Source organism: Paracoccus sigandri (assembly GCF_003709565.1).
GTDB lineage: Bacteria > Pseudomonadota > Alphaproteobacteria > Rhodobacterales > Rhodobacteraceae > Paracoccus > Paracoccus siganidrum.
In genome coordinates this window covers 174,922-196,239 of record NZ_QNRC01000003.1, presented here as the reverse complement: position 1 = coordinate 196,239, position 21,318 = coordinate 174,922, and the positions used below count along the sequence as shown (strand labels likewise).

Here is a 21,318-nt window from a genome sequence, read left to right as displayed (position 1 = left end):
ATGATCGTCTATCTTCTGCGCCGCGTGGGCCAGAGCATCCTTGCCGTCGTCACGATGGCGGTGCTGGTCTTCATCGGCGTCTATGCCATCGGCAACCCGGTCGACATCCTGGTCAGCCCCGAGGCCAGCCAGGCCGAGATCCGCGCCACCATCGAGCGGCTGGGCCTGGACAAGCCGCTGTGGGAACAGTTCCTGACCTTCGCGGGCAATGCGCTGCGCGGCGATCTGGGCACCTCCTTCGTCTATGGCCGCCCGGCGGTCGAGATCATCCTGCAACGCCTGCCCGCGACCTTCGAGCTGGCCTTCGTGGCGCTGCTGATCTCGGTGCTGATCGGCATCCCGCTTGGCGTCTATGCCGGGCTGAAGCCCGACAGCCTCGGCGGCCGGTCGGTCATGGCGGGCTCGATCCTGGGCTTCTCGCTGCCGAATTTCTGGCAGGGGATGATCCTGATCCTGATCTTCGCGGTCTGGCTGGGCTGGCTTCCGGCGGGCGGGCGCGGCCCCACGGTCGAGCTGCTGGGCATCCCGGTCAGCTTCCTGACGCCGCAGGGCTGGGCCTATCTGCTGCTGCCGGCGCTGAACCTCGCGCTGTTCAAGATGGCGCTGGTGATCCGCCTGGCCCGCGCCAACACGCGCGAGGTCTGCCTGCAGGATTACATCAAGTTCGCCAGGGCCAAGGGCCTGTCGCCGCGCCGCATTGTCTTCGTCCATGTGATGAAGAACATCATGATCCCCATCGTCACCGTTCTGGGGCTGGAGCTTGGCTCGATGATCGCCTTCGCCATCGTGACCGAAACCGTCTTCGCCTGGCCCGGCATGGGCAAGCTGCTGATCGATTCGATCAACCTGCTGGACCGGCCGGTGATCGTCGCCTACCTGATGCTGACCGTGGTCATCATCGTGACGATCAACCTGGCGGTCGACATCCTCTATTCGATCCTGGATCCCCGCGTCCGGCTGTCGGAGGTCAAGGGATGACCGACACGACCCCGACCCCGGCCCCCCTTCCAGCCCCGGCCCCGGCCCGCGCGCAATCGCCGCTGCTGCGCATCGCCCGGAACTTCGCCGAGGACCGGCTGGCCGTCCTGGGGCTGCTGCTGTTCCTGGCGGTGGTGGTGCTGGCCTTCGCGGCGCCCTGGATCGCGCCGCAGAACCCCTATGACCTGGCGCAGCTGGACATCATGGATGGCGGCCTGCCGCCGGGCGAGGCCAGTTTCTCCGGCATGACCTACTGGCTGGGCACCGACCAGCAGGGGCGCGACATGCTGTCGGCGATCCTCTACGGGCTCAGGATCTCGCTGGTCGTGGCGCTGGTGTCGCTGGCCTGCGCGATCACCATCGGCGTCGTGGCGGGCATGGCGGCGGCGTGGTTCGGCGGCCGCGTGGACAGCCTGATCATGCGCGTCGTGGACCTGCAGCTGTCCTTCCCCTCGATCCTGGTGGCGCTGATCCTGCTGGCGCTGTTCGGGCGCGGCGTGGACAAGGTCATCATCGCGCTGGTGATCGTGCAATGGGCCTATTACGCGCGCACCGTGCGCTCCTCGGCCATCGTCGAGCGGCGCAAGGACTATATCGAGGCCGCCCGCTGCCTGGCGCTGTCGCACCGGCGGATCATGTTCCGCCACCTGCTGCCGAACTGCGTCCCGCCGCTGATCGTGGTCGCCACCGTGCAGATCGCGCAGGCCATCGCGCTGGAGGCGACGTTGTCCTTCCTGGGCGTCGGCGTGCCGATCACCGAGCCTTCGCTGGGGCTGCTGATCGCGAACGGCTACGACTACCTGCTGTCGGGCCGCTACTGGGTCAGCGTGTTTCCGGGCATCGCGCTGCTGATCACCATCGTCGCGATCAACCTTGTCGGCGACAGGTTGCGCGACATCTTCAATCCGAGGCTGCAGAAATGACCCCGCTTCTTCAGGTCGAGGATCTGCGCACCCATTTCTTCACCCGCGACGGCGTGGCCCGCGCGGTGGATGGCGTCAGCTTCACCCTGAACCGGGGCGAGGTGCTGGGCCTGGTCGGCGAATCCGGTTCCGGCAAGACCGTCACCGGCTTTTCGCTGCTGGGCCTGGTCGATCCGCCGGGCCGGGTCGTGGGCGGGCGGATCCTGTTCGACGGCACCGACCTGGCCGGCGCGGACGAGGCGCGGCTGCGCAAGCTGCGCGGCAAGCGGATCGCGATGATCTTCCAGGACCCGATGATGACGCTGAATCCGGTCCTGCGCATCGACACCCAGATGGTGGAAACCGTGCTGGCCCATGACCGCGTTTCCCGCGCCGAGGCGCTGGCCCGTGCCCGCGCGGCGCTGGTGCAGGTCGGGATTTCCGCCCCCGACGAACGGCTTGCCAGCTATCCGCACCAGTTTTCCGGCGGGATGCGGCAGCGCGTGGCGATCGCGATCGCGCTTCTGCACAAGCCCGACCTGATCATCGCGGACGAGCCGACCACGGCGCTGGACGTGACCATCCAGGCGCAGATCCTGGCCGAGATCCAGAAGCTGTGCCGCGAGACGGGGACGGCGCTGATCTGGATCACCCATGATCTTGCGGTGGTCTCGGGCCTGGCCGACAAGCTGGCGGTGATGTATGCCGGCCGGGTCGTCGAGACGGGCGAGACCTCGGCCGTCATCACCGCCCCGGTCCATCCCTATACGCGCGGGCTGATCGGTTCGGTCCCGCATGGCAAGCCGCATCGGTCGATGCTGCAGCAGATCGGGGGCATGACGCCCTCGCTTCTGAACCTGCCCAAAGGATGCATGTTCCGGCCGCGCTGCCCGCGCGGCGACGATGAATGCCTGGCCGAGCCGGCGCTGCGCGAATGGCTGCCCGGCCGCTTCGCGCGCTGCGTCCACCCCCATCTCGACCCCCATCTCGACGACGCGAAGGAGCGGGTTTCGTGACCACCGTTCTTGAAATCGACGGCGTTTCCAAGCGCTTCACGCGGGACCTGGACATCGCCGAAAAGACCGCCCGGATGCTGGGCGCGAAGATCGAGCCGGCGACCGTCCATGCCGTCGATGGCGTCGACCTGTCGATCCGGCGCGGCGAGGTCCTGGGGCTGGTCGGCGAATCCGGCTGCGGCAAGTCCACGCTTGGCCGGATGGTGGCGGGGCTGATGAAGCCCTCGGAGGGTGCGATCCGCTTCCGGGGCCGCGACCTGGCAAGCCTGCGCGGCGCGGATGCCCGCGAGGCGGCGCTGAAGGTCCAGCTGGTGTTCCAGGACCCGATGTCCTCATTGAACCCCCGGCTGCGGGTCGAGGAACTGGTGGGCGAGGCGCCGCGCGTCCACGGCCTGGTCAGCCGCCGCGAGACCAGCGCCTATGTCGACGAGATGCTGCAGCGCGTGGGGCTGGACCCGACCACGCGGCGGCGCTTTCCGCATCAGTTCTCGGGCGGGCAGCGGGCGCGGATCGGCATCGCGCGGGCGCTGGCGGTCCGGCCCGATTTCATCGTCTGCGACGAATCCGTGGCGGCGCTGGACGTGTCGATCCAGGCGCAGATCCTGAACCTGTTCATGCGCCTGCGCGAGGAGCTGGACCTGACCTACCTGTTCATCAGCCACGACCTGGGCGTGGTCGAGCATATCTCGGACCGGATCGCGGTGATGTATCTGGGCCGGCTGATCGAGCTGGGCGAGGCGCAGGACCTGTTTCGGCGCCCGAACCACCCCTATACCCAGGCGCTGATCGCCGAGATCCCGACCTTCGAGCCGAAGCGGCGCACCTATTCCACCATCAAGGGAGAGATCCCCTCGCCGCTGGCGCCGCCGCCGGGCTGCCATTTCCACCCGCGCTGCCCCATGGCGATGGATCGCTGCCGCGCCGAACGGCCGCTGCTGAAGGAGATCGCGCCGGGCCGCCATTCGGCCTGCCATCTGAACGACCAGGGCTGACACCCAAGACCGGGGCCGCCCGCGCGCGCGCCTCGCAAAGACCACTGACGGAGGCAACATGCAGAATACCGATCGCATCTGGAACATCATCGACGAACGCGGCCCGGACTATACCGCGCTGAGCGACCGGATCTGGGAGATGCCCGAGCTGGCCTATACCGAGTTCCGCTCGGCCGCCGAACATCGCGCCATGCTGGAGCGCGAGGGTTTTCGCATCACCGACGATCCGGCGGGCATCCCCACCGCGGTGATCGGCGAGGCGGGGCAGGGCGGTCCGGTGATCGCCTTTCTGGGCGAATACGACGCGCTGCCCGGCCTGTCGCAAGAGGCCGGGGCCGACCGTCACAAGCCGCTGCCGGGCAACGGCTTCGGCCATGGCTGCGGGCACAACATGCTGGGCTCGGCCGCACTGCTGGCCGCGGTCGCGATGAAGACCTGGCTTGAGGAAACCGGCCAGCCCGGCACGGTGCGCTATTACGGCTGCCCGGCCGAGGAGGGCGGCGCGGCCAAGGCCTTCATGGTGCGCGACGGGCTGTTTGGCGATGTCGATGCCGCGATCACCTGGCATCCGGCCTCGATCACGCGGGTCGACGATGCGCTGAGCCTGGCCAATACCCGCATCGACTTCACCTTCAGCGGCCGGGCCTCGCATGCGGCCGCGGCGCCGCATCTGGGCCGCTCGGCGCTGGACGCGGTCGAGCTGATGAATGTCGGCGTGAACTACATGCGCGAACATGTGCCCGACGGATCGCGCATCCATTACGCGATGATCGACGGCGGCGGGATCGCGCCCAACGTGGTGCAGGCCAGGGCCACGGTGCGCTATGCGGTGCGGGCCCGCGACATCCACGGCATGAAGGCGCTGAACGAGCGCGTCGTCAAGGTCGCGCAGGGCGCGGCGATGATGACCGAGACCGAGGTATCGGTGAAGATCCTCTCGGCGGTCTCGAACCTCCTGGGCAATACCCCGATGGAGGAGATCATGTTCGCCAACATGCAGCGCCTGGGCCCGGTGCAGTTCGACGATGCCGACCGCGACTATGCGCGCCGGATCCAGGCCACGGTCGGGCAGGAGGCCATCGAGAGCGACTATCGCCGCGCCGGGACGCCCTTGCGCGCGGACACGCCGCTCTGCGATTTCCTGGTGCCGCTGGACGCGGTGGGCGAGGCGCTGATCGGCTCGACCGACGTGGGCGACGTGTCCTGGGTGGTGCCGACCGTGCAGGCGCGGGTGGCGACCCATGCGATCGGCTCTCCGGGGCATTCCTGGCAGATCACCGCGCAGGGCAAGTCGGGCGCGGCGCACAAGGGGCTGGTCTATGCCGCGAAGGTGATGGCCGGGACCGGCGTCGATTTGCTGACCGACCCCGCGAAGCTGGAGCGCGCCAAGGCCGACCTTCGCGACCGGACCCGGCGGACGCCCTACCGCTCGCCGATCCCCGCCGAGGTGGCCGCCCCGATCCAGCCCCGGCCGGTCGATCTGTAAGCGGCTGATCGCTTGCCCATCCGGCAGCGGCGTCCTATTGCTGCGCCATGATGCGATCTTGCGGGGGAACATGCGCATGGCTGCCGACCTGACGCCCGAGGACATCGCCCGTTTCGGCCCCGACCCGCGGGCGGCCTTCGCCGCCAACCTGCGCGATGTCGAGGCGCGGATCTGCGCCGCCTGCGCGCGGGCCGGGCGGGATCGGGCCTCGGTGCGGCTGCTGCCGGTGAGCAAGACCGTGCCGGCCCATGTGCTGCGGCTGGCTTATGCCGCCGGGATCCGCGATTTCGGCGAGAACAAGCTGCAGGAGGCGCGCGACAAGCACGCCGCGCTGGCTGACCTGGACGCGCGCTGGTGCATCATCGGCCATCTGCAGACGAACAAGGCGAAATACCTGGCCCGCTTCGCCGCCGAGTTCCACGCCCTGGACAGCCTGAAGCTGGCGGCCGAACTGAACCGCCGGATGGAGGCCGAGGGCCGCGACCTGCCGGTCTTCGTGCAGGTCAACACCTCGGGCGAGGATACCAAGTTCGGCCTTGCGCCCGATGCGCTGCCCGCCTTCCTGGATGCCCTGCCGGACTATCCGCGCCTGCGCCCGCAGGGGCTGATGACGCTGGCCGTCTTCAGCGCCGATGCGGACCGTGTGCGCGACTGCTTCCGGCTGCTGCGCGGCCTGCGCGACCAGGTGGCGCCCGACCATCCTGCGGTGACGGGGCTGTCGATGGGCATGTCGGGCGATTACGAGCTGGCCATCGAGGAAGGCGCCACCGTCATCCGCGTTGGCCAGTCGCTGTTCGGCGCCCGGCCGGGCAGCGACGCGCATTACTGGCCCGGACTGATCCCCGAATCGCCCTGATCCGGGCAGATCACCAGCTTGCCGATGAAGTCGCGGCCCCGGTCGGCGAAGCGCCGTTCGGCCTCGTGCAGCCTGGACAGCGGCATGGTTTCGGCCAGGACCGGCTTCAGCCGGCCCTCGCGGATCCAGGCCACCAGCTGCTCGGCCTCGGCGCGGGTCCCGTGCGAGACGCCGAAGATCCGCACCTGGTTCAGGTAGATCAGCGTCCAGGGCAGCGCCGTGACATTGCCGCCGCTGGCCCCGGCGATCGACAGGCGCGGGGGCGAGTTCCGGCGCCTGAGGTCCTGGCACATGACCTCGATCAGCGGCAGCACCATCTCGCCGCCGACCAGGTCCATGACCGCGTCGATGGTGACGCCGCCGGTCACCTGCGCGATGGCGGCGGGCCAGTCGGTGACGGTCGTGCGGTCGATCACCGTCTCGGCCCCCAGCGCCTTCAGCGCCTCGGCCTTGCCGCTGCTGGCGATGGCGTGGGGCACCGCGCCGATCACCCGGCAAAGCTGGATCAGCGCCGTGCCGACCCCGCCCGAGGCGCCGGTGACAAGGACATGCTCGCCCGCCGCGACCCCGGCCGAGGTCAGCATGTGATAGCCCGTCTGCCAGGAACACATGCCAAGCGTCGCCAGCTCGGCATCGGACAGGCGGGGGTCGGGGATGGCGTGGAACTGGTCCGAGGGAAAGGCGCCGTATTCGGCGAAGCCGCCATCCGCGCCGTGGCCGTAATAGTCCGGGGCGAGGTTCAGGTCGCGGCGGGCGTCGGGATAGATGTTGAAATCCAGCAGGCCCCGCTCGCCGATCCGTTTGGGCGACACGCCCTCGCCCACCGCGACCACATGGCCCACCACGTCCGCCCCCTGGATGCGCGGGAAGCGCAGCGTCGGCCCGGCCATCGCGAAACTGGCCACCCGCCCGTCATCGGCGGTCGAATACAGCCCCTCGCGCACCTTGCGGTCGGTATTGTTCTTGGCGCAGGCGGTGATGCGGACCAGCACCTCGCCCGGACCGGGGCGGGGCACCGGCCAGTCCCTGCGCCATTCCAGGCACTCGATTCCGCCATGGCCGGTCAGGACCATGGCGCACATCGTTTCGGGAATATCGGTCATCGCGTTCCTTTCGTCCGGTGATCCGGGCCGCCTAGGCGCCCTGCAGATCGGCGTCCTCGGGGCTGTTCAGCACCTCGCGGTCGGTCTGGCCCAGCAATTGCGACGTCACCGTCCCCGCCGTCATCGAGCCGCTGACATTCAGCGCGGTGCGGCCCATGTCGATCAGCGGCTCGACCGAGATCAAGAGCGCGACCAGCTCGATCGGCAGGCCCATGGCGGGCAGCACGATCAGCGCCGCCAGCGTGGCGCCGCCGCCGACCCCGGCCACGCCCGCCGAACTGATGGTGATGATCGCGATCAGCGTGACGATCCAGCCCGGATCCAGCGGGTTGATCCCCACCGTCGGCGCCACCATCACCGCCAGCATCGCCGGATAGAGCCCGGCGCAGCCGTTCTGGCCGATGGTCGCCCCGAAGGATGCCGAGAACGAGGCGATGGTCGCCGGGACGCCCAGCCGCCGGGTCTGGGTCTCGACGTTCAGCGGGATCGTCGCGGCGCTGGAGCGGCTGGAGAAGGCGAAGCTCAGCGCCGGAAGCGCCTTGCGGAAGAAGGTCAGCGGGTTCACCCCGGTCAGGGTCAGGAAACCCGCATGGACGCCGAACATGATCGCCAGCCCGATATAGGAGGCGATGACGAATTTCCCCAGGTTCAGGATGTCCGCCGCGTTCGAGGTCGCCGCCATCCTGGTCATCAGCGCCATGACGCCATAAGGGGTCAGCCCGATGATCAGCCGCACCAGCTGCATGATCCAGCCCTGCAGCAGGTCGATCAGCGACAGCAGGTTCTCGCCCTTCTCGGGCTTGCGGCGGACCATGCGGATCGCCGCGACGCCCAGGAAGGCCGCGAAGATCACCACCGAGATGATCGAGGTCGGATTGGCCCCGGTCAGGTCGGCGAAGGGATTGCGCGGGATGAAGGACAGGATCAGCTGCGGCACCGACAGGTCGGCCACGCGCGGCGCATAGGTGGTCTCGATGGCGGTCATCCTTGCCGCTTCCGCCGCGCCCTGCACCAGCCCCTCGGCCGTCAGCCCGAAGGCCAGCGCCATCACGACGCCGACAAGCCCTGCGATCGCGGTCAGCAGAAGCAGCGTCCCCAGCGTCAGCACCGAGATGCTGCCAAGCGCCGAGGCGTCGTGCAGCTTCGAGACCGCGCCCAGGATCGCCACGAAGACCAGCGGCATGACGATCATCTGCAGCAGCCGGACATAGCCGCTGCCGACGATGTCGATCCAGTTGACCGCGACCTGCACGGCCTGGGATTCGGGGCCGTAGACCAGCTGCAGGGCGATGCCGAACAGCGTGCCCAGGACCAGGCCGACAAAGACCCGCAGGGAAAGGGAAAGAGAGCCGTTCTGAAGCCGGAACAGCCCGAACAGAAGCACGGCGAATATGGCAAGGTTGACGATGACGAGCATCATTGCGCTTCTCCTTTGTCAGGGGGCACTGGGGTTGGTTTGGGCCGGAATCCGGCATGTTGCGCGGCCAGACTGATCCTTTCCGCGCCGAATGTCACGGCCAGGTGGAAAGCTTTTCCCGCCGTTCTACCGCCGGCCGTCATCCGAAGGCCGGATTCCGCCGGGATCGGGCGGCGCGATCCGGGCGACCGAGCCGCGCATCACCAGGGCGGGCTCGAACAGGGTCTCGGCCGGGTCTTCGGGCGCGGCGGTCGCGGACAGCCAGGCGACGGCGCGGGCGGCGATCCGGTCGATGGGCTGGCGGAAGGTGGTCAGCGCATAGCTGTCCCAATGGGCCTGGGCGATGTCGTCGAAGCCGATCAGCGACACATCCTGCGGGATGCGGAGGCCCAGCCGCCAGCGCGCGGCGTCCATGACGCCGCAGGCCATCAGGTCGGTGGTGCAGAAGATCCCGTCGGGCCGGTCGGGCCGGGCCAGCAGCGACAGGCCCAGCTCTTGCCCGGTCTCGTAGCAGGTCGCCCCGCGCCGTTCCTCGATCCAGTCGATCCCGGCGGCGCGGGCGGCCTCGCGGAAGCCGCTCGCGCGTTCGGTCAGGCTGGGCGTGTCCGCCGCCGAACTGGCCAGCGCCAGCCGCCGGCAGCCCGCCGCGATCAGGATCGCCACCGCGCGCCGCCCGGCCTCGGCATCCTGCAGGCGCAGCCGCAACGAACCGGGGCGTTCCTCGTCGCGGTTGATCAGCACCAGGCGCATCCCGTTCTTCAGGCAGGTCTCGGCCAGCGAGCGCGCGGGCATCCCCGACAGGAAGACCGCCGCGTCGGTGCGATAGCTGATCGCCTGGCGCAGCGCATGTTCGACGCTGTCGTCCGAGCGGTCGGTATTGATGACCAGCGCCACCTTGCCCGCCTGCTGCAATGCCTCGGTCAGCGCCGCCAGCAGCTCCGAGCGATAGGGGGTCGCGATGTCCGAGGCGATCAGCGCGACAAGGCCGGTCTCGTTGCGGATCAGCCCGCTGGCCAGCCGGTTGACCTGATAGCCAAGCTGGTCGGCCGCCTTCAGGATCTTCGCCCGCGTCTCGGCCGAGATGCTGGCGCCGGGCGTGAAGCAGCGCGACACCGCCGCCCGCGACACCCCGGCAAGCGCGGCCACATCCCTGGCGCTGACGGCGTTCTTGGCCAAACCGGATCCTCGCGTTCGGATTTCGTTGCACAGGTTTGCAGAATGTATAGCGGCGATTTCATCCATTGAAAGCCTCTAAATTCAGAAATTCTGTTGACAGGGTGCCGATTCGTGACCCAGCCTTGTGAACAGCTTTGCAAGAAGCCGCCCCGCAGGGGGCGAGGGGAGGGAAACGATGAAGATCACAACGACCGCCGCCGTGGCGGGCACGGCGCTGCTGCCCGCCTTCGCGGCCGGCGCCGCCGAGCTGAACCTGATCTGTTCCGCCGATGTCGTCATCTGCGAAAAGCTGGTCACGGAATTCGAGCGGGCGCATTCCGATATCGGGGTGAACATGGTGCGCCTGTCCTCGGGCGAGGCCTATGCCAAGATCCGGGCCGAGGCGCGCAACCCGCAGACCGACCTGTGGTGGGGCGGTACCGGCGATCCGCATTTGCAGGCCGCCGCCGACGGGCTGACGGTGGAATACCAGTCGCCGCGCCTGTCGGAACTGCATGACTGGGCGGTCGCCCAGGCCGAGACATCGGGCCATCGCACCGTCGGCGTCTATAGCGGCGCGCTCGGCTGGGGCTACAACACCCGGATCTTCGAGGCCAAGGGGCTGGAGGAACCCGCCTGCTGGGCCGACCTGCTGAACCCGGATTTGCAGGGCGAGATCCAGATGGCCGACCCGAATTCCTCGGGCACCGCCTATACCGCGCTGGCCACGCTGGTGCAGCTGATGGGCGAGGACGAGGCCTTCGACTATCTCAAGCAGCTGAACGCCAATGTCGCGCAATATACCAAGTCCGGCTCAGCCCCGGTTCGGGCCGCCGGGCGGGGCGAGGCGGGGCTGGGCATCGTCTTCATGCATGACGCGGTCGCCCAGACGGTCGAGGGCTTCCCGATCAGGACCATCGCCCCCTGCGAGGGCACCGGCTACGAGGTCGGCTCGATGTCGCTGGTCGAGGGCGGGCCGAATCCCGACGAGGCGGTGGTCTTCTACGACTGGGTGCTGGGCGCCGAGGTGCAGGACCTGATGCCCGAGGCGGGATCCTATCAGCTGCCCTCGAACAAGGCGGCGGTCGCCTCGGAACATGCGCCGGATCTGGGCCAGGTGAAGCTGATCGACTACGACTTTGCCGAATATGGCTCTTCCGACCGCCGCAGGGCGCTGCTGGCGCGCTGGGACAGCGAGATCGGCGGGCGGGCCACCGACTAGGCGGCGGCGCCGGGACGGCCCCGATGCCGCCCCGGTGCGTTTCGGATGACGCGACGGATTGGCCCGCATGAATGCTGACAACAGGCGGCTGGACCTGATTCTGGCGGGCGCGGTCCTGTGCCTGCTGGTCCTGCCCTGGTACAAGATACGCAGCGGTTTCTTCGGCTTCGGCTGGATCGGCGACATGCTGGCTCGGCCGGACCTGTGGCCGGGGGCGTTCCAGGCGGCGGCGGGCCGCTGGCAATTGTGGCCGGTGCTGCTGCTTGTCGCGGCGGTGGCGGGGTTGCGGCTGACCGCGCCCTCGGGGGCGGCGCGCGGCCGCTGGCTGGTGCGGCTGGGCGTGCTGGGCCTGGCCTGGCTGGTGGTCGAGGGGCTGTCGGTCGGCACGCGCGGCTGGAACTGGGGCCTTCTGGAGCGCCTGCTGGGCGAGGTCGCGGGCCAGCCCGCCTTCGGCGCCGGCGCGGTCATGCTGGGGCTGTTCTTCGCCTGCCTGATCTCTTTCGGCGCGGCCGAGCGGGGGGCGCTGAAGGGCGACGCCTTCGTGCTGACCGCCATCGTGCTGCTGATCCTGCTGGTCGCGGTCTTCGTCTTCTATCCGATCCTGTCGATCTTCACCGGCGCCTTCCAGGATTTCGACGGCTCGTTCACCGCCCAGGGCGTGCGCCGCAACATCGGCGACCCGAAGATCTGGAGCCTGTCCTGCCTGACCGGCGGCGGGCCATGCGGTGTGGCCTGGCGGACGCTGTTCCTGGCGCTGTGCACCGCCAGCGCGACGACGGTGCTGGGGCTGGCCTTCGCGCTGGTGGCGACGCGCACCCGCTTTCCCTTCAAGCGGGGGCTGCGGCTGCTGACCGTCCTGCCGATCATCACCCCGCCCTTCGTGGTCGGCCTTGCGCTGACCATGCTGCTGGGCCGGTCCGGCACGCTGACCCAGCTGATCGAGGCCGCGACGGGGCTGGAGCTTGGCCGCTGGCTCTATGGTCTGACCGGCATCTGGCTGGCGCAGGTGCTCAGCTTCACGCCGATCGCCTTCCTGGTGCTGATCGGCGTGGTCGAGGGCGTCAGCCCGGCGATGGAGGAGGCCAGCCAGACGCTGCGCGCCGGGCGCTGGCGGACCTTCCGCAAGGTGTCGCTGCCGCTGATGGCGCCGGGGCTGGCCAATGCCTTCCTGATCGGCTTCATCGAGAGCATGGCCGATTTCGGCAATCCGCTGGTGCTGGGCGGCTCGGGCGGGGTGCTGTCGACCGAGATCTTCTTTTCCGTGGTCGGCGCGCAGAACGATCCCTCGCGCGCGGCGGTGCTGGCGGCGGTCTTGCTGTTCTTCACGCTCTCGGCCTTCCTGGCGCAGCGGCTGTGGCTGTCGGGGCGCAGTTTCGCGACCGTCGGCGGCAAGGGCGACGGCGGCCGCCATGCGCTGCTGCCCGCCCGCGTCGCCGCCCCGGTCATCGGCCTGGTGGCGCTGTGGAGCCTGTTCACGGTGATCGTCTATGCGATGATCCTGTTCGGCGGCTTCGTGAAGCTGTGGGGGCTGGATCACACGCTGACGCTGGACCATTACATCCGCGCCTTCGGCATCAGCCTGGACGGCGGCTTGCGCTGGACCGGCGTGGCCTGGAACAGCTTCTGGACGACGATGACGATCGCGCTGATCGCCGCGCCGCTGACCGCCGGGGTGGGGTTGCTGACCGGCTGGCTGATCGCCCGGCAGCGCTTCCCCGGCAAGGCCGCCTTCGAATTCGCCCTGATGATGAGCTTCGCCATCCCCGGCACGGTGATCGGCATCAGCTATATCATGGCCTTCAACCTGCCGCCGATCCAGATGACCGGCACCGCGCTGATCCTGGTCGCCTGCTTCGTCTTCCGCAACATGCCGGTGGGCGTGCGCGGCGGCGTGGCGGCCATGGCGCAGCTCGACACCAGCCTGGACGAGGCCTCGCTGACCCTGGGCGCGAATTCCGGCCGCACGCTGCGCCGCGTGATCCTGCCCTTGCTGCGCCCGGCGATCCTGGCGGCGCTGGTCTACAGCTTCGTGCGGGCGATCACCTCGATCTCGGCGGTGATCTTCCTGGTCTCGGCCAAGTACAACATGGCGACCGCCTATATCGTCGGGCTGGTCGAGAACGGCCAATACGGCGTGGCCATCGCCTATTCCTCGGTGCTGATCGTGGTGATGGTCGCCGTGATCGGCATCTTCCAGCTTCTGGTCGGCGAACGCAGGCTGCGCCGGCCCGCCGCATCGGAGGCAGCAGCATGACATCGGAACGGGGCGCGGTCGAGTTCCGCGCGGTGCGCAAGAATTACGGGGGCTTTACCGCCGTCCCGCATCTGGACCTGAAGATCGCGCCGGGCCAGCTGGTGACGCTGCTGGGGCCGTCGGGCTGCGGCAAGACCACGACGCTGCGGATGCTGGCGGGGCTGGAAACCCCCAGCGCGGGCGCGATCCTGATCGGCGGGCAGGACGTGACGCGCCTGCCCGCGAACCGCCGCGACGTGACCATGGTCTTCCAGAGCTATGCGCTGTTTCCGCATATGAGCGTCATCGACAATATCGCCTATGGGCTTGAATCGGGCGGCATGAAGCCCGCGGCATCGCGCCTGGCGGCCGGGCAGGGGTTGGAGCTTGTGGGCCTGTCGGGGCTGGGCGACCGGCTGCCGTCCGAGCTGTCGGGCGGCCAGCAGCAGCGCGTCGCGGTGGCCCGCGCGCTGGTGCTGGAGCCGCAGGTGCTGCTGCTGGACGAACCGCTGTCCAATCTGGACGCCCGGCTGCGGCGGCGGGTGCGGACCGAGATCCGCGAATTGCAGCAGCGGCTGGGCTTCACGGCGGTCTATGTCACCCATGACCAGGACGAGGCGCTGGCCGTCTCGGACCGGATCGTGGTGATGAAGGACGGCCGGATCGCCCAGGACGGCACCCCCCGAGAGCTTTACGAGGCGCCGGCCTCGGAATTCATCGCGGATTTCATCGGCGAGGCGAATGTCGTGGATTGCGAGGTGCTTGGCCTGGCCGAGGACCAGGCGCTGGTCGTGGTGGGCGGGGCGCGGCTGACCCTGCCCTCGCGCGGGATCCGCCCCGGTCCCGCCCGGCTGGCGGTGCGCCCCAATGCCTTCCGCGTCGAGCCCGGCAACGGCGAGGAGGGCGATGGCGGGCTTGAGGGCCGCGTGGCCAGCGCCGCCTATCAGGGCGACCGCATCGAATACGAGATCGACGGACCCGCGGGCCGGCTGTTCGTGATCGACGGCCGCAGCTCGGTCCCGCTTGGGGTGGGGTCGCCGGTGCGCCTGCAGTTCCGTGGCGGCGGCGTGGCGCTGATCGCATGAGGGAGGTGGTGATGGCGAGTGACACCGAGCTGGCCGCCCGGCTGGCCCATCTGGAGCCGCTGGCCCGGCAGGCGGGCGCGCTGGCCCTGCGCCATTTCCACACCCGCGACCGGCTGGGGATCGAGACCAAGCGGTCGCTGACCGACATGGTGTCCGCCGCCGACCGCGAGGTCGAGCAGCTGATCCGCGACTCGCTGCGGCGGGCCTTTCCCGGCGACGCGATCCTGGGCGAGGAATATGGCCTTGATCCGGGCTCCAGCGGGCTGACCTGGGTGATCGATCCGATCGACGGCACGGCGCCCTTCCTGGCCGGGCTGCCGGGCTGGTGCGTCTCGATCGGGTTGACGGATGGCAGCGCCCCGCTGCTGGGTGCGATCCATGCGCCGGTGCTGGATCAGATGTTCCTTGGCGGGCGCGGGTATGGCGCGGCGCTGAACGGCCGGCCGGTCCGGGTGACCGAGCGGTTCGACCTGTCCACCGGCCTTCTGGGGCTGGGCGCCAATGACCGGGTGCGGCCCGAAAGGCTGGGCGCGCTGCATGGCGAGCTGGCGGCGGCAGGCGTGGCCTGGGTGCGCTATGGCTCGGGCGCGCTGATGCTGGCCTATGTCGCGGCGGGGCGGCTGGTCGGCTATGCCGAACCGCGCATGTCGCTGTGGGACTGCCTTGCCGCCTATGCGCTGATCGAGGCGGCGGGCGGGCGCGTCGCGCCGCTTGGCGCAGGGGCCGCGGGGGGCAGGCCGTTCCCGGTCCTTGGCGCGACGCGGGCGGATTTCGACCGGCTGGCCGCGCTGACCCGCTTCGACGAGGAAAGCTGGGACCTGCCGGGCGATCCGTCCTGAGCTGTGCCGATACGGGAACGAATGCCGGTCCCGTCGGTTGATGCTGGGTGGCGGCAGAAGCCGCGATCCCCGTTTCTGGAAAGGCGAAGGCATGGCAAGCGACAGCAAGACCCCGGAAAAGGATACCCCGGCCCGCCCCATCGTGGTCGAGAACGACGAGCAGGGCACGAACGACGGCTCGGGCAAGGAGAAGGCGCCCGAACCCGCGAAGCCCATCGTCGAGGAGAACAAGGAGACGCGGGGTTCCTGAGCCGGCCGTCTCAGGCGGCGGTGGCCTCGGGTGCCGGCGCCTCGGTCTCGGCCTGGTCGGTCACCCGCCACGGCGCCAGCCGCCGCTGCGCCTTGCGGCCCATCGCGCCCAGGTCGCGGATCTCCCTGGCATAGTTCAGGGCGTGGTCGGCGGCGGCCATGGGCAGCCTGCCGCTGGCCGCGCCGCGCAGCAGGCCCGCCTTGATCGTCTCGTAGATGGTTTCGCTGTCGGCGCCGATGCTTTCCAGCCGCGCCGCCACGTCCTCGCCATCCAGCTGGGTGCAGCTTTGCATCGCGGTCTCGATCAGCCGGGCCAGGTCGGGCGCGGTGGCGCTGGCCACCGGCTCGCCCGGCGGGTCGGGCAGGGCGCGGGCGGCCTGGGCCAGCTCCTCCAGGTGCTGCAGCGCGCGCAGCGTGTCGGACAGCGCATCCACGGCGGCGGGCGACAGCTGGCCCAGGTTGATCCGACCCAGATAGTCGCGGATCGCATCGCCCAGGGCCAGCACCCGCGCCGCGCTCTCACTCGGGACCGGGCGCCCGGCCAGCCGGTCATGGGCCAGGGCGAAGCTGGCATCGACCAGCCGGTCCATCTCCATCGCCAGCGCGCGCAGCGCCAGCTCGGGCAGGTCGACCAGCGTCGCGTCCAGATAGCGGGTCGGCGGCGCGGCCTTGTCCAGCCGCCGGAAGCGGGCCGACAGGAAGCGGATCAGCCAGGGCGTCAGCGGCGCCATCAGCGCAAGGCCCAGCAGGCAATAGCTGGTCTGGAACAGCGCCAGCATCAGCGCCACGTTGCCGGTGCCCCCGGCGATGGCGGCCGAAAGCCACAGCATCGGCGGCAGCAGGGCGAAGGCCGCCAATCCCGCGACCAGGTTGAAGCCGATATGGGTCGCCGCCACGCGCCTGGCGGTGCTGGTCGCGCCCATCGCCGCGAAAAGCGCGGTCGAGGTGGTGCCGATGCTGGCCCCGACGACGGCCGCCGCCGCCTGTTCCAGGTTCAGCGATCCGCCCGCGGCGGCGGTCAGGACGATGGCGATGGTGGCGCTGGAGGATTGCGTCAGCAGCGTGACGACGATGCCCAGCAGCAGGAAGGCGGGCCGTTGCCAGACGGTGTCCGCCAGCCCGCCGGTCAGCGCGACGACCTGCGGGGCAAGGCCGGCGAAGCTGGCCTGCAGGATGTCGATGCCCAGGAAGAAGGCGCCAAAGCCCGCCAGCGCCTCGCCCGCGCCGGCGATCCGGGGGCGGCTTCGCGCCAGCACCCAGGCGCCCATGCCCAGGCCCAGCAGCGGCAGGGCCAGGACGCCGATGCTGACCCGGACGCCGATCAGCGCGACCAGCCAGCCGGTCATGACGTTGCCGACATTGGTGCCATAGATCAGCCAGACGGTGCTGGGAAAGGTCATCAGCCCGGCATTGACGAAGCCGATGGTCGCCACCGTCACCGCGCTGGAGGACTGGACCAGCGCGGTGATGACGAAGCCCGTGGTCAGGGCGCGCGACCGCGACCGGGTCGCGGCGGCAAGGCCGGATTTCAGGGTCTCGCCGGCGGCGAGGGTCGCGCCCTCGGTCATCAGGCGCATCCCCAGCAGGAACAGCCCGATGCCGCCAAGAAGTCCCGTCCAGATATCCATCGTCCCGCCCGGCAAGCCTGTGTGCGACCTGAATTCGCCGAAGCCCCGCGGGAATGCAAGCGCAGCGCGCGCCCTTCGGGCGTCGCGACATCGACACGGGACGGACAGAAAGCTGTTACATTGCCGCATTAAGCATTCCGCATCGCCGCCCGAGCCATCCGGCGCGGCCGAACCCAGATGCAGGATGATCCGACATGAAAGTCACCCTTCTCGGCAGCGCCTCGCTGCTTGCCCTCGCCCTGCCCGCCATGGCCCAGCAGGCCGTCCCGCAGGCCGAGGATTCCTATTTCGTCGAAGGGCGCGAGCAGCTTGCCCTGCAGATCGAGCGCCAGCCGAACACCAACCAGGCCAAGAACGTGATCCTGTTCGTGGTCGACGGGCTGTCGATCCCGACCATCACCGCCTCGCGCATCCTGGAAGGCCAGCTGCAGGGCGTGGACGGCGAATCGAACCGGCTGTCCTTCGAGGAGCTGCTGCCCTGGTCGGCGCTGTCGCGCACCTATACCCATGACGCGCAGGTCGCGGATTCGGCGCCGACGGCGACGGCGATGGTCTCGGGCGTGAAATCGGTCAACGGCACCATCGGCGTCACCCAGGGCATCGAGGTCGATGTCTGCGCCAGCCAGGCCGGCAACGAGGTCACCACGATCTTCGAGCAGGCCGAGGAGGCCGGGCTGGCCACCGGCATCGTCTCGACCGCGCGCATCACCCATGCCACCCCCGCCGCGACCTTCGCCAAGGTCGCCGGGCGCGACTGGGAAAACGACACCAACCTGACCGACGAGGCGCGCGAGAACGGCTGCAAGGACATCGCCGCCCAGCTGATCGACTGGCCGGCGGGCGACGGTTTCGAGGTCGTCTTCGGCGGCGGCCGCGGCAATTTCATGCTGGCCGACCAGACCGACCCCGAGGACGAGACCCAGACCGGCTCGCGCGAGGATGGCCGCGACCTGATCGGCGAATGGCAGGCCAGGCACAATGACGGCGTCTATGTCTGGAACCAGGAGGGTTTCGACGCCATCGACCCGGCCAATGTCAACCGCGCCTTCGGCCTGTTCAACCGCAGCCACATGCAATACGAGGCCGACCGCGAGACGGATGCGGGCGGAGAGCCCTCGATCGCCGAGATGACGGTGAAGGCCATCGAACTGCTGCAGAAGAACGACAACGGCTTCGTGCTGATGGTCGAGGGCGGGCGCGTCGATCACGCCCATCACGCCGGCAATGCCTATCGCGCGCTGACCGACACCATCGCCGTGGCCGAAGCGGTCGAGGCGGCGCTGGCCGCCGTCGATCCCGAGGAAACGCTGGTCGTGCTGACCGCCGACCACAGCCATGTCTTCACCATCGCCGGCTATCCCGAGCGGGGCAACGACATCCTGGGCATCGCCGGCGTGGCCGATGACGGCAAGCCCTACACGACGCTTGGCTACATGAACGGGCCGGGCGCGCGGCTGGACGAGCCCCGCGCCGACCTGAGCGAGGTGGACACGACCGACCCGGACTTCCTGCAGCAGGCGCTGGTGCCGCTGGGGGAAAGCGAGACCCATGCCGGCGACGACGTGGCGATCCTGGCGCAGGGCCCCTGGGCGCATCTGTTCCACGGCATCCTGGACCAGCAGGTGATCTATCACGTCATCGATCACGCGCTGGCCCTGAACGACCGCGCCGCGAACTGACCGTTCCCGACAGGGACGCGGCCGCCGGAACCCTCCGGCGGCCTGCCCCGTTCCCCCAGCCCGAGACCGCCATGGACCGCCGCGCCTTCGCCGCCACCGCCGCCGCACTGCTGCTTCAGCCGCGCCTTGCGCTGGCCGAGGCGGTGCCGTTGCGCTTCGCGGATCTCTATGTCCGGGGGCGCGAACTGACGCCCGCCGCCGCCGCGCTGGACGGGCAGCTGGTCCAGATGACCGGCTACATGGCGCCGCCGCTGAAGCCCCAGATCGACTTCTTCGTGCTGACCCGGCGGCCGATGTCGGTCTGCCCCTTCTGCGAGACCGAGGCCGAATGGCCCATCGACATCGTGCTGGCCTATTCCGAAAGGCCGGTCGAGGTGGTCCGCTATACCGACCTGATCCGCGTCACCGGCCGGTTCGAGACCGGCTTCGAGACCGACGAGGAAACCGGCTTCGTCAGTTTCCTGCGGCTGCGCGACATCACCTACAGAAGGCTGTGACCATGCCCCGCGCGACCCTGTCGGTAAATGGTCTGCGCTTCCAGGCGGGCCGGGGCGCGGACCGGCGCACGATCATCGCCGTGGACCGGCTGGAGCTTGCATCGGGCGGGCTGGCGACGATCTCCGGGGCCTCGGGGTCGGGGAAATCGACGCTGCTCTACCTGCTGTCCGGCCTGCTGTCGCCCGGCGCCGGCAGGATCCTGTGGGACGGCACCGATCACGCGCTTCTGACCGAGGCCGCGCGCGACCGATGGCGCCGGCGCAATGCGGGCTTTGTCTTCCAGGGCTTCCACCTGATCGAGGAACTGTCGCCGCTGGAGAACGTGCTGGCCCCGGTCTGGTTCGGCAGCTTCCGCGCCGGCGACCGGCGCGACCGGGCCCAGGCGCTGCTGGACCGCCTGGGCGTGCCCATGGGGCGCAAGACCGCCGCCGTGCTGTCGCGCGGCGAACAGCAGCGCGTGGCGCTGGCGCGGGCGCTGATCTTCGACCCGGCGGTGATCTTCGCGGACGAACCCACCGCCAGCCTGGATGCCGCCGCCGGGGCGGAGGTGGCGCGGCTGCTGGCGGACCTGGCCCGGACCGAGGACCGGCTGGTCATCGTGGCCAGCCATGACGACCGGCTCCACGCCCTGGCCGACCACCGCCTGCAGGTCGCGCAAGGCGCGCTGGAGAGACTGTCGTGAACCCCTTTCCCATCATCCTCGCCGCCCTGCGCCGCAGCTGGCTGACGGCGCTGCTGTTTATCTGCATCATCGCCGCCACCGTCGCGCTGGGGATCGCCATTTCCGCGCAGGAACGCGCGCTGCGGCAGGGCAGCGGCACGGCGGCGGACGCTTTCGACCTGATCGTCGCCGCGCCGGGCAGCCAGACGGATGTGCTGTTCTCGGTCGTCTATCTGGACCCGACCGCGGGCGGCTTGCTGTCGCCCGAGCTGCTGGCGGCGCTGATGGCCGAGGAACGGGCGGATTTCATCGCGCCCATCGGCTTCGGCGACAGCTATCTGGGCCGGCAGGTGGTGGGCACGACGGCCGAATTCGTGGATCACCTGGGCGGCGGGTTGGCCGAGGGCCGCCTCTTTGCGGCAAGGCAAGAGGCGGTGGTCGGCGCGGCGGCGGGTATCCCGCTTGGCACCACCATCGACATCGCCCATGGCGACGCCGGAGAGGTGGGCGATGCGGATCATGCCGGGGACGCGCATGACCACGACCATGACGACGATCACGGCCATGCGCATGACGACGACCATGCCGAGGAGGCGCAGCAGCCGCATCAGCATCTGCATGACCCGGTGACGGTGGTGGGGCGGATGCAACCGACCGGCACGTCCTGGGACCGGGCGGTGATCGTGCCAATCGAATATACCTGGCACGCCCATTCCCTGCCGCTGGGACACGCCCCCGAGGAGGGCGAGCGCATCGGCCCGCCCTTCGCGGCCCAGCATCTGCCCGGCGTCCCGGCGGTCGTGGTCAAGCCCCAAAACTATGCCGCCGCCTATGACCTGCGCTCGCGCTGGCGCGGCGAGGGCAGCACGGCCTTCTTCCCGGCCGAGGTGCTGGCCGAGCTTTACGGCCTTCTGGGCGACGTGGCGCGGATCATGTCGGCGCTGACGCTGGCGGCGCAGCTTCTGGTGGTGGCGGCGATCCTGGCGGGGCTGCTGGCGGTCCTGGACCTGCAGCGGCAGCGCTTTGCCGTGCTGCGGGCCCTGGGCGCGCCGGGGCGGTTCATCTTCCTGACGGTCTGGCTCTATGTCGCGCTGCTGATCTGGGCGGGCACGCTGATCGGGCTGCCGCTGGGACTGCTGGTGGCGGGCGGCGTCTCGTCGGTGATTTCTGCCGAAACCGGCATCGCCATGACGCCCCGGATCGGGCTGGTCGAGCTGCGCCTGATCGGGCTGCTGCTGGCGCTGAGCCTGATCCTGTCGCTGGTCCCCGCGCGGCTGATCTATCGCCGGCCGGTGGCCGAGGCGCTGCGGTAGGGCGAT

19 protein-coding genes are annotated in these 21,318 nt (G+C 69.6%); 15 read left to right on the top strand and 4 right to left on the bottom strand.

Annotated elements, in window-relative coordinates; all coding sequences use genetic code 11:
* The 6 genes from C9E82_RS03810 to C9E82_RS03785 all read left to right on the top strand — a co-directional run bounded on the left by C9E82_RS03810 (position 1) and on the right by C9E82_RS03785 (position 6,230).
* Positions 1 to 978 (top strand): ABC transporter permease, encoded by a 978-nt coding sequence (locus tag C9E82_RS03810; RefSeq protein ID WP_119899104.1) that lies wholly within the window; start codon positions 1 to 3, stop codon positions 976 to 978.
* A complete protein-coding gene (locus C9E82_RS03805) occupies positions 975 to 1,901 on the top strand; it encodes an ABC transporter permease (RefSeq protein ID WP_122449199.1) in 927 nt (308 codons plus the stop codon). Before C9E82_RS03810 ends, C9E82_RS03805 begins: the two co-directional genes overlap by 4 nt.
* Positions 1,898 to 2,896: an ABC transporter ATP-binding protein gene (locus C9E82_RS03800; protein WP_119899889.1), complete on the top strand. Its 999-nt coding sequence runs from the start codon at positions 1,898 to 1,900 to the stop codon at positions 2,894 to 2,896. Before C9E82_RS03805 ends, C9E82_RS03800 begins: the two co-directional genes overlap by 4 nt.
* On the top strand, positions 2,893 to 3,888 hold the full coding sequence (locus C9E82_RS03795; protein WP_240643626.1) for an ABC transporter ATP-binding protein: 996 nt from the start codon (positions 2,893 to 2,895) through the stop codon (positions 3,886 to 3,888). Before C9E82_RS03800 ends, C9E82_RS03795 begins: the two co-directional genes overlap by 4 nt.
* Positions 3,889 to 3,946: 58 nt before the next feature.
* The gene (locus C9E82_RS03790) at positions 3,947 to 5,374 is read left to right on the top strand and encodes a M20 family metallopeptidase (RefSeq protein ID WP_119899885.1); all 1,428 of its coding nucleotides are present in this window, start codon (positions 3,947 to 3,949) and stop codon (positions 5,372 to 5,374) included.
* 76 nt (positions 5,375 to 5,450) lie between these two features.
* Positions 5,451 to 6,230: a YggS family pyridoxal phosphate-dependent enzyme gene (locus C9E82_RS03785; RefSeq protein ID WP_205962207.1), complete on the top strand. Its 780-nt coding sequence runs from the start codon at positions 5,451 to 5,453 to the stop codon at positions 6,228 to 6,230.
* On the opposite strand, the gene C9E82_RS03780 is transcribed toward C9E82_RS03785, so the two are convergent.
* From C9E82_RS03780 to C9E82_RS03770, 3 genes are all read right to left on the bottom strand, one after another.
* Entirely contained in the window at positions 6,197 to 7,333 is a 1,137-nt protein-coding gene (locus C9E82_RS03780) for an alcohol dehydrogenase family protein (protein ID WP_119899881.1), read from the bottom strand. The two genes, C9E82_RS03785 and C9E82_RS03780, sit on opposite strands and share 34 nt — an antisense overlap.
* A 31-nt stretch (positions 7,334 to 7,364) precedes the next feature.
* A complete protein-coding gene (locus C9E82_RS03775) occupies positions 7,365 to 8,753 on the bottom strand; it encodes an L-cystine transporter (RefSeq protein ID WP_119899879.1) in 1,389 nt (462 codons plus the stop codon).
* A gap of 123 nt (positions 8,754 to 8,876) precedes the next feature.
* The gene (locus C9E82_RS03770; protein WP_221035967.1) at positions 8,877 to 9,926 is read right to left on the bottom strand and encodes a LacI family DNA-binding transcriptional regulator; all 1,050 of its coding nucleotides are present in this window, start codon (positions 9,924 to 9,926) and stop codon (positions 8,877 to 8,879) included.
* 175 nt (positions 9,927 to 10,101) lie between these two features.
* Here C9E82_RS03770 and C9E82_RS03765 point away from each other — a divergent pair, with 175 nt between their 5' ends.
* From C9E82_RS03765 to C9E82_RS24365, 5 genes are all read left to right on the top strand, one after another.
* Positions 10,102 to 11,127 (top strand): ABC transporter substrate-binding protein, encoded by a 1,026-nt coding sequence (locus C9E82_RS03765; protein WP_119899874.1) that lies wholly within the window; start codon positions 10,102 to 10,104, stop codon positions 11,125 to 11,127.
* 67 nt (positions 11,128 to 11,194) lie between these two features.
* Positions 11,195 to 13,381 carry an ABC transporter permease gene (locus tag C9E82_RS03760; protein WP_170162137.1) on the top strand — a complete coding sequence of 729 codons (2,187 nt, stop codon included), beginning with the start codon at positions 11,195 to 11,197 and terminating at the stop codon, positions 13,379 to 13,381.
* Positions 13,378 to 14,445 carry an ABC transporter ATP-binding protein gene (locus C9E82_RS03755; protein ID WP_119899872.1) on the top strand — a complete coding sequence of 356 codons (1,068 nt, stop codon included), beginning with the start codon at positions 13,378 to 13,380 and terminating at the stop codon, positions 14,443 to 14,445. Before C9E82_RS03760 ends, C9E82_RS03755 begins: the two co-directional genes overlap by 4 nt.
* Positions 14,446 to 14,456: 11 nt before the next feature.
* Complete coding sequence (locus C9E82_RS03750; RefSeq protein WP_119899870.1) at positions 14,457 to 15,284, top strand: inositol monophosphatase family protein; 828 nt, start codon at positions 14,457 to 14,459, stop codon at positions 15,282 to 15,284.
* Between the two features lie 91 nt (positions 15,285 to 15,375).
* Positions 15,376 to 15,534 (top strand): hypothetical protein, encoded by a 159-nt coding sequence (locus C9E82_RS24365; protein WP_170162136.1) that lies wholly within the window; start codon positions 15,376 to 15,378, stop codon positions 15,532 to 15,534.
* A 10-nt stretch (positions 15,535 to 15,544) separates the two neighbouring features.
* Here C9E82_RS24365 and C9E82_RS03740 read toward each other — a convergent pair whose 3' ends face one another.
* Positions 15,545 to 17,161, bottom strand: coding sequence for a Na/Pi cotransporter family protein (locus tag C9E82_RS03740; protein ID WP_170162135.1), 1,617 nt, complete (start codon positions 17,159 to 17,161; stop codon positions 15,545 to 15,547).
* Between the two features lie 194 nt (positions 17,162 to 17,355).
* Between C9E82_RS03740 and C9E82_RS03735 the strand changes: the two genes are divergently transcribed.
* From C9E82_RS03735 to C9E82_RS03720, 4 genes are all read left to right on the top strand, one after another.
* Positions 17,356 to 18,840: an alkaline phosphatase gene (locus C9E82_RS03735; RefSeq protein ID WP_119899863.1), complete on the top strand. Its 1,485-nt coding sequence runs from the start codon at positions 17,356 to 17,358 to the stop codon at positions 18,838 to 18,840.
* A 71-nt stretch (positions 18,841 to 18,911) separates the two neighbouring features.
* Positions 18,912 to 19,337 (top strand): hypothetical protein, encoded by a 426-nt coding sequence (locus C9E82_RS03730; RefSeq protein WP_119899861.1) that lies wholly within the window; start codon positions 18,912 to 18,914, stop codon positions 19,335 to 19,337.
* A 2-nt stretch (positions 19,338 to 19,339) separates the two neighbouring features.
* Entirely contained in the window at positions 19,340 to 20,020 is a 681-nt protein-coding gene (locus C9E82_RS03725; protein WP_119899859.1) for an ABC transporter ATP-binding protein, read from the top strand.
* Positions 20,017 to 21,312 (top strand): ABC transporter permease, encoded by a 1,296-nt coding sequence (locus C9E82_RS03720; protein ID WP_119899857.1) that lies wholly within the window; start codon positions 20,017 to 20,019, stop codon positions 21,310 to 21,312. The genes C9E82_RS03725 and C9E82_RS03720 overlap by 4 nt, the downstream gene beginning before the upstream one ends.
* Positions 21,313 to 21,318: the final 6 nt, after the last annotated feature.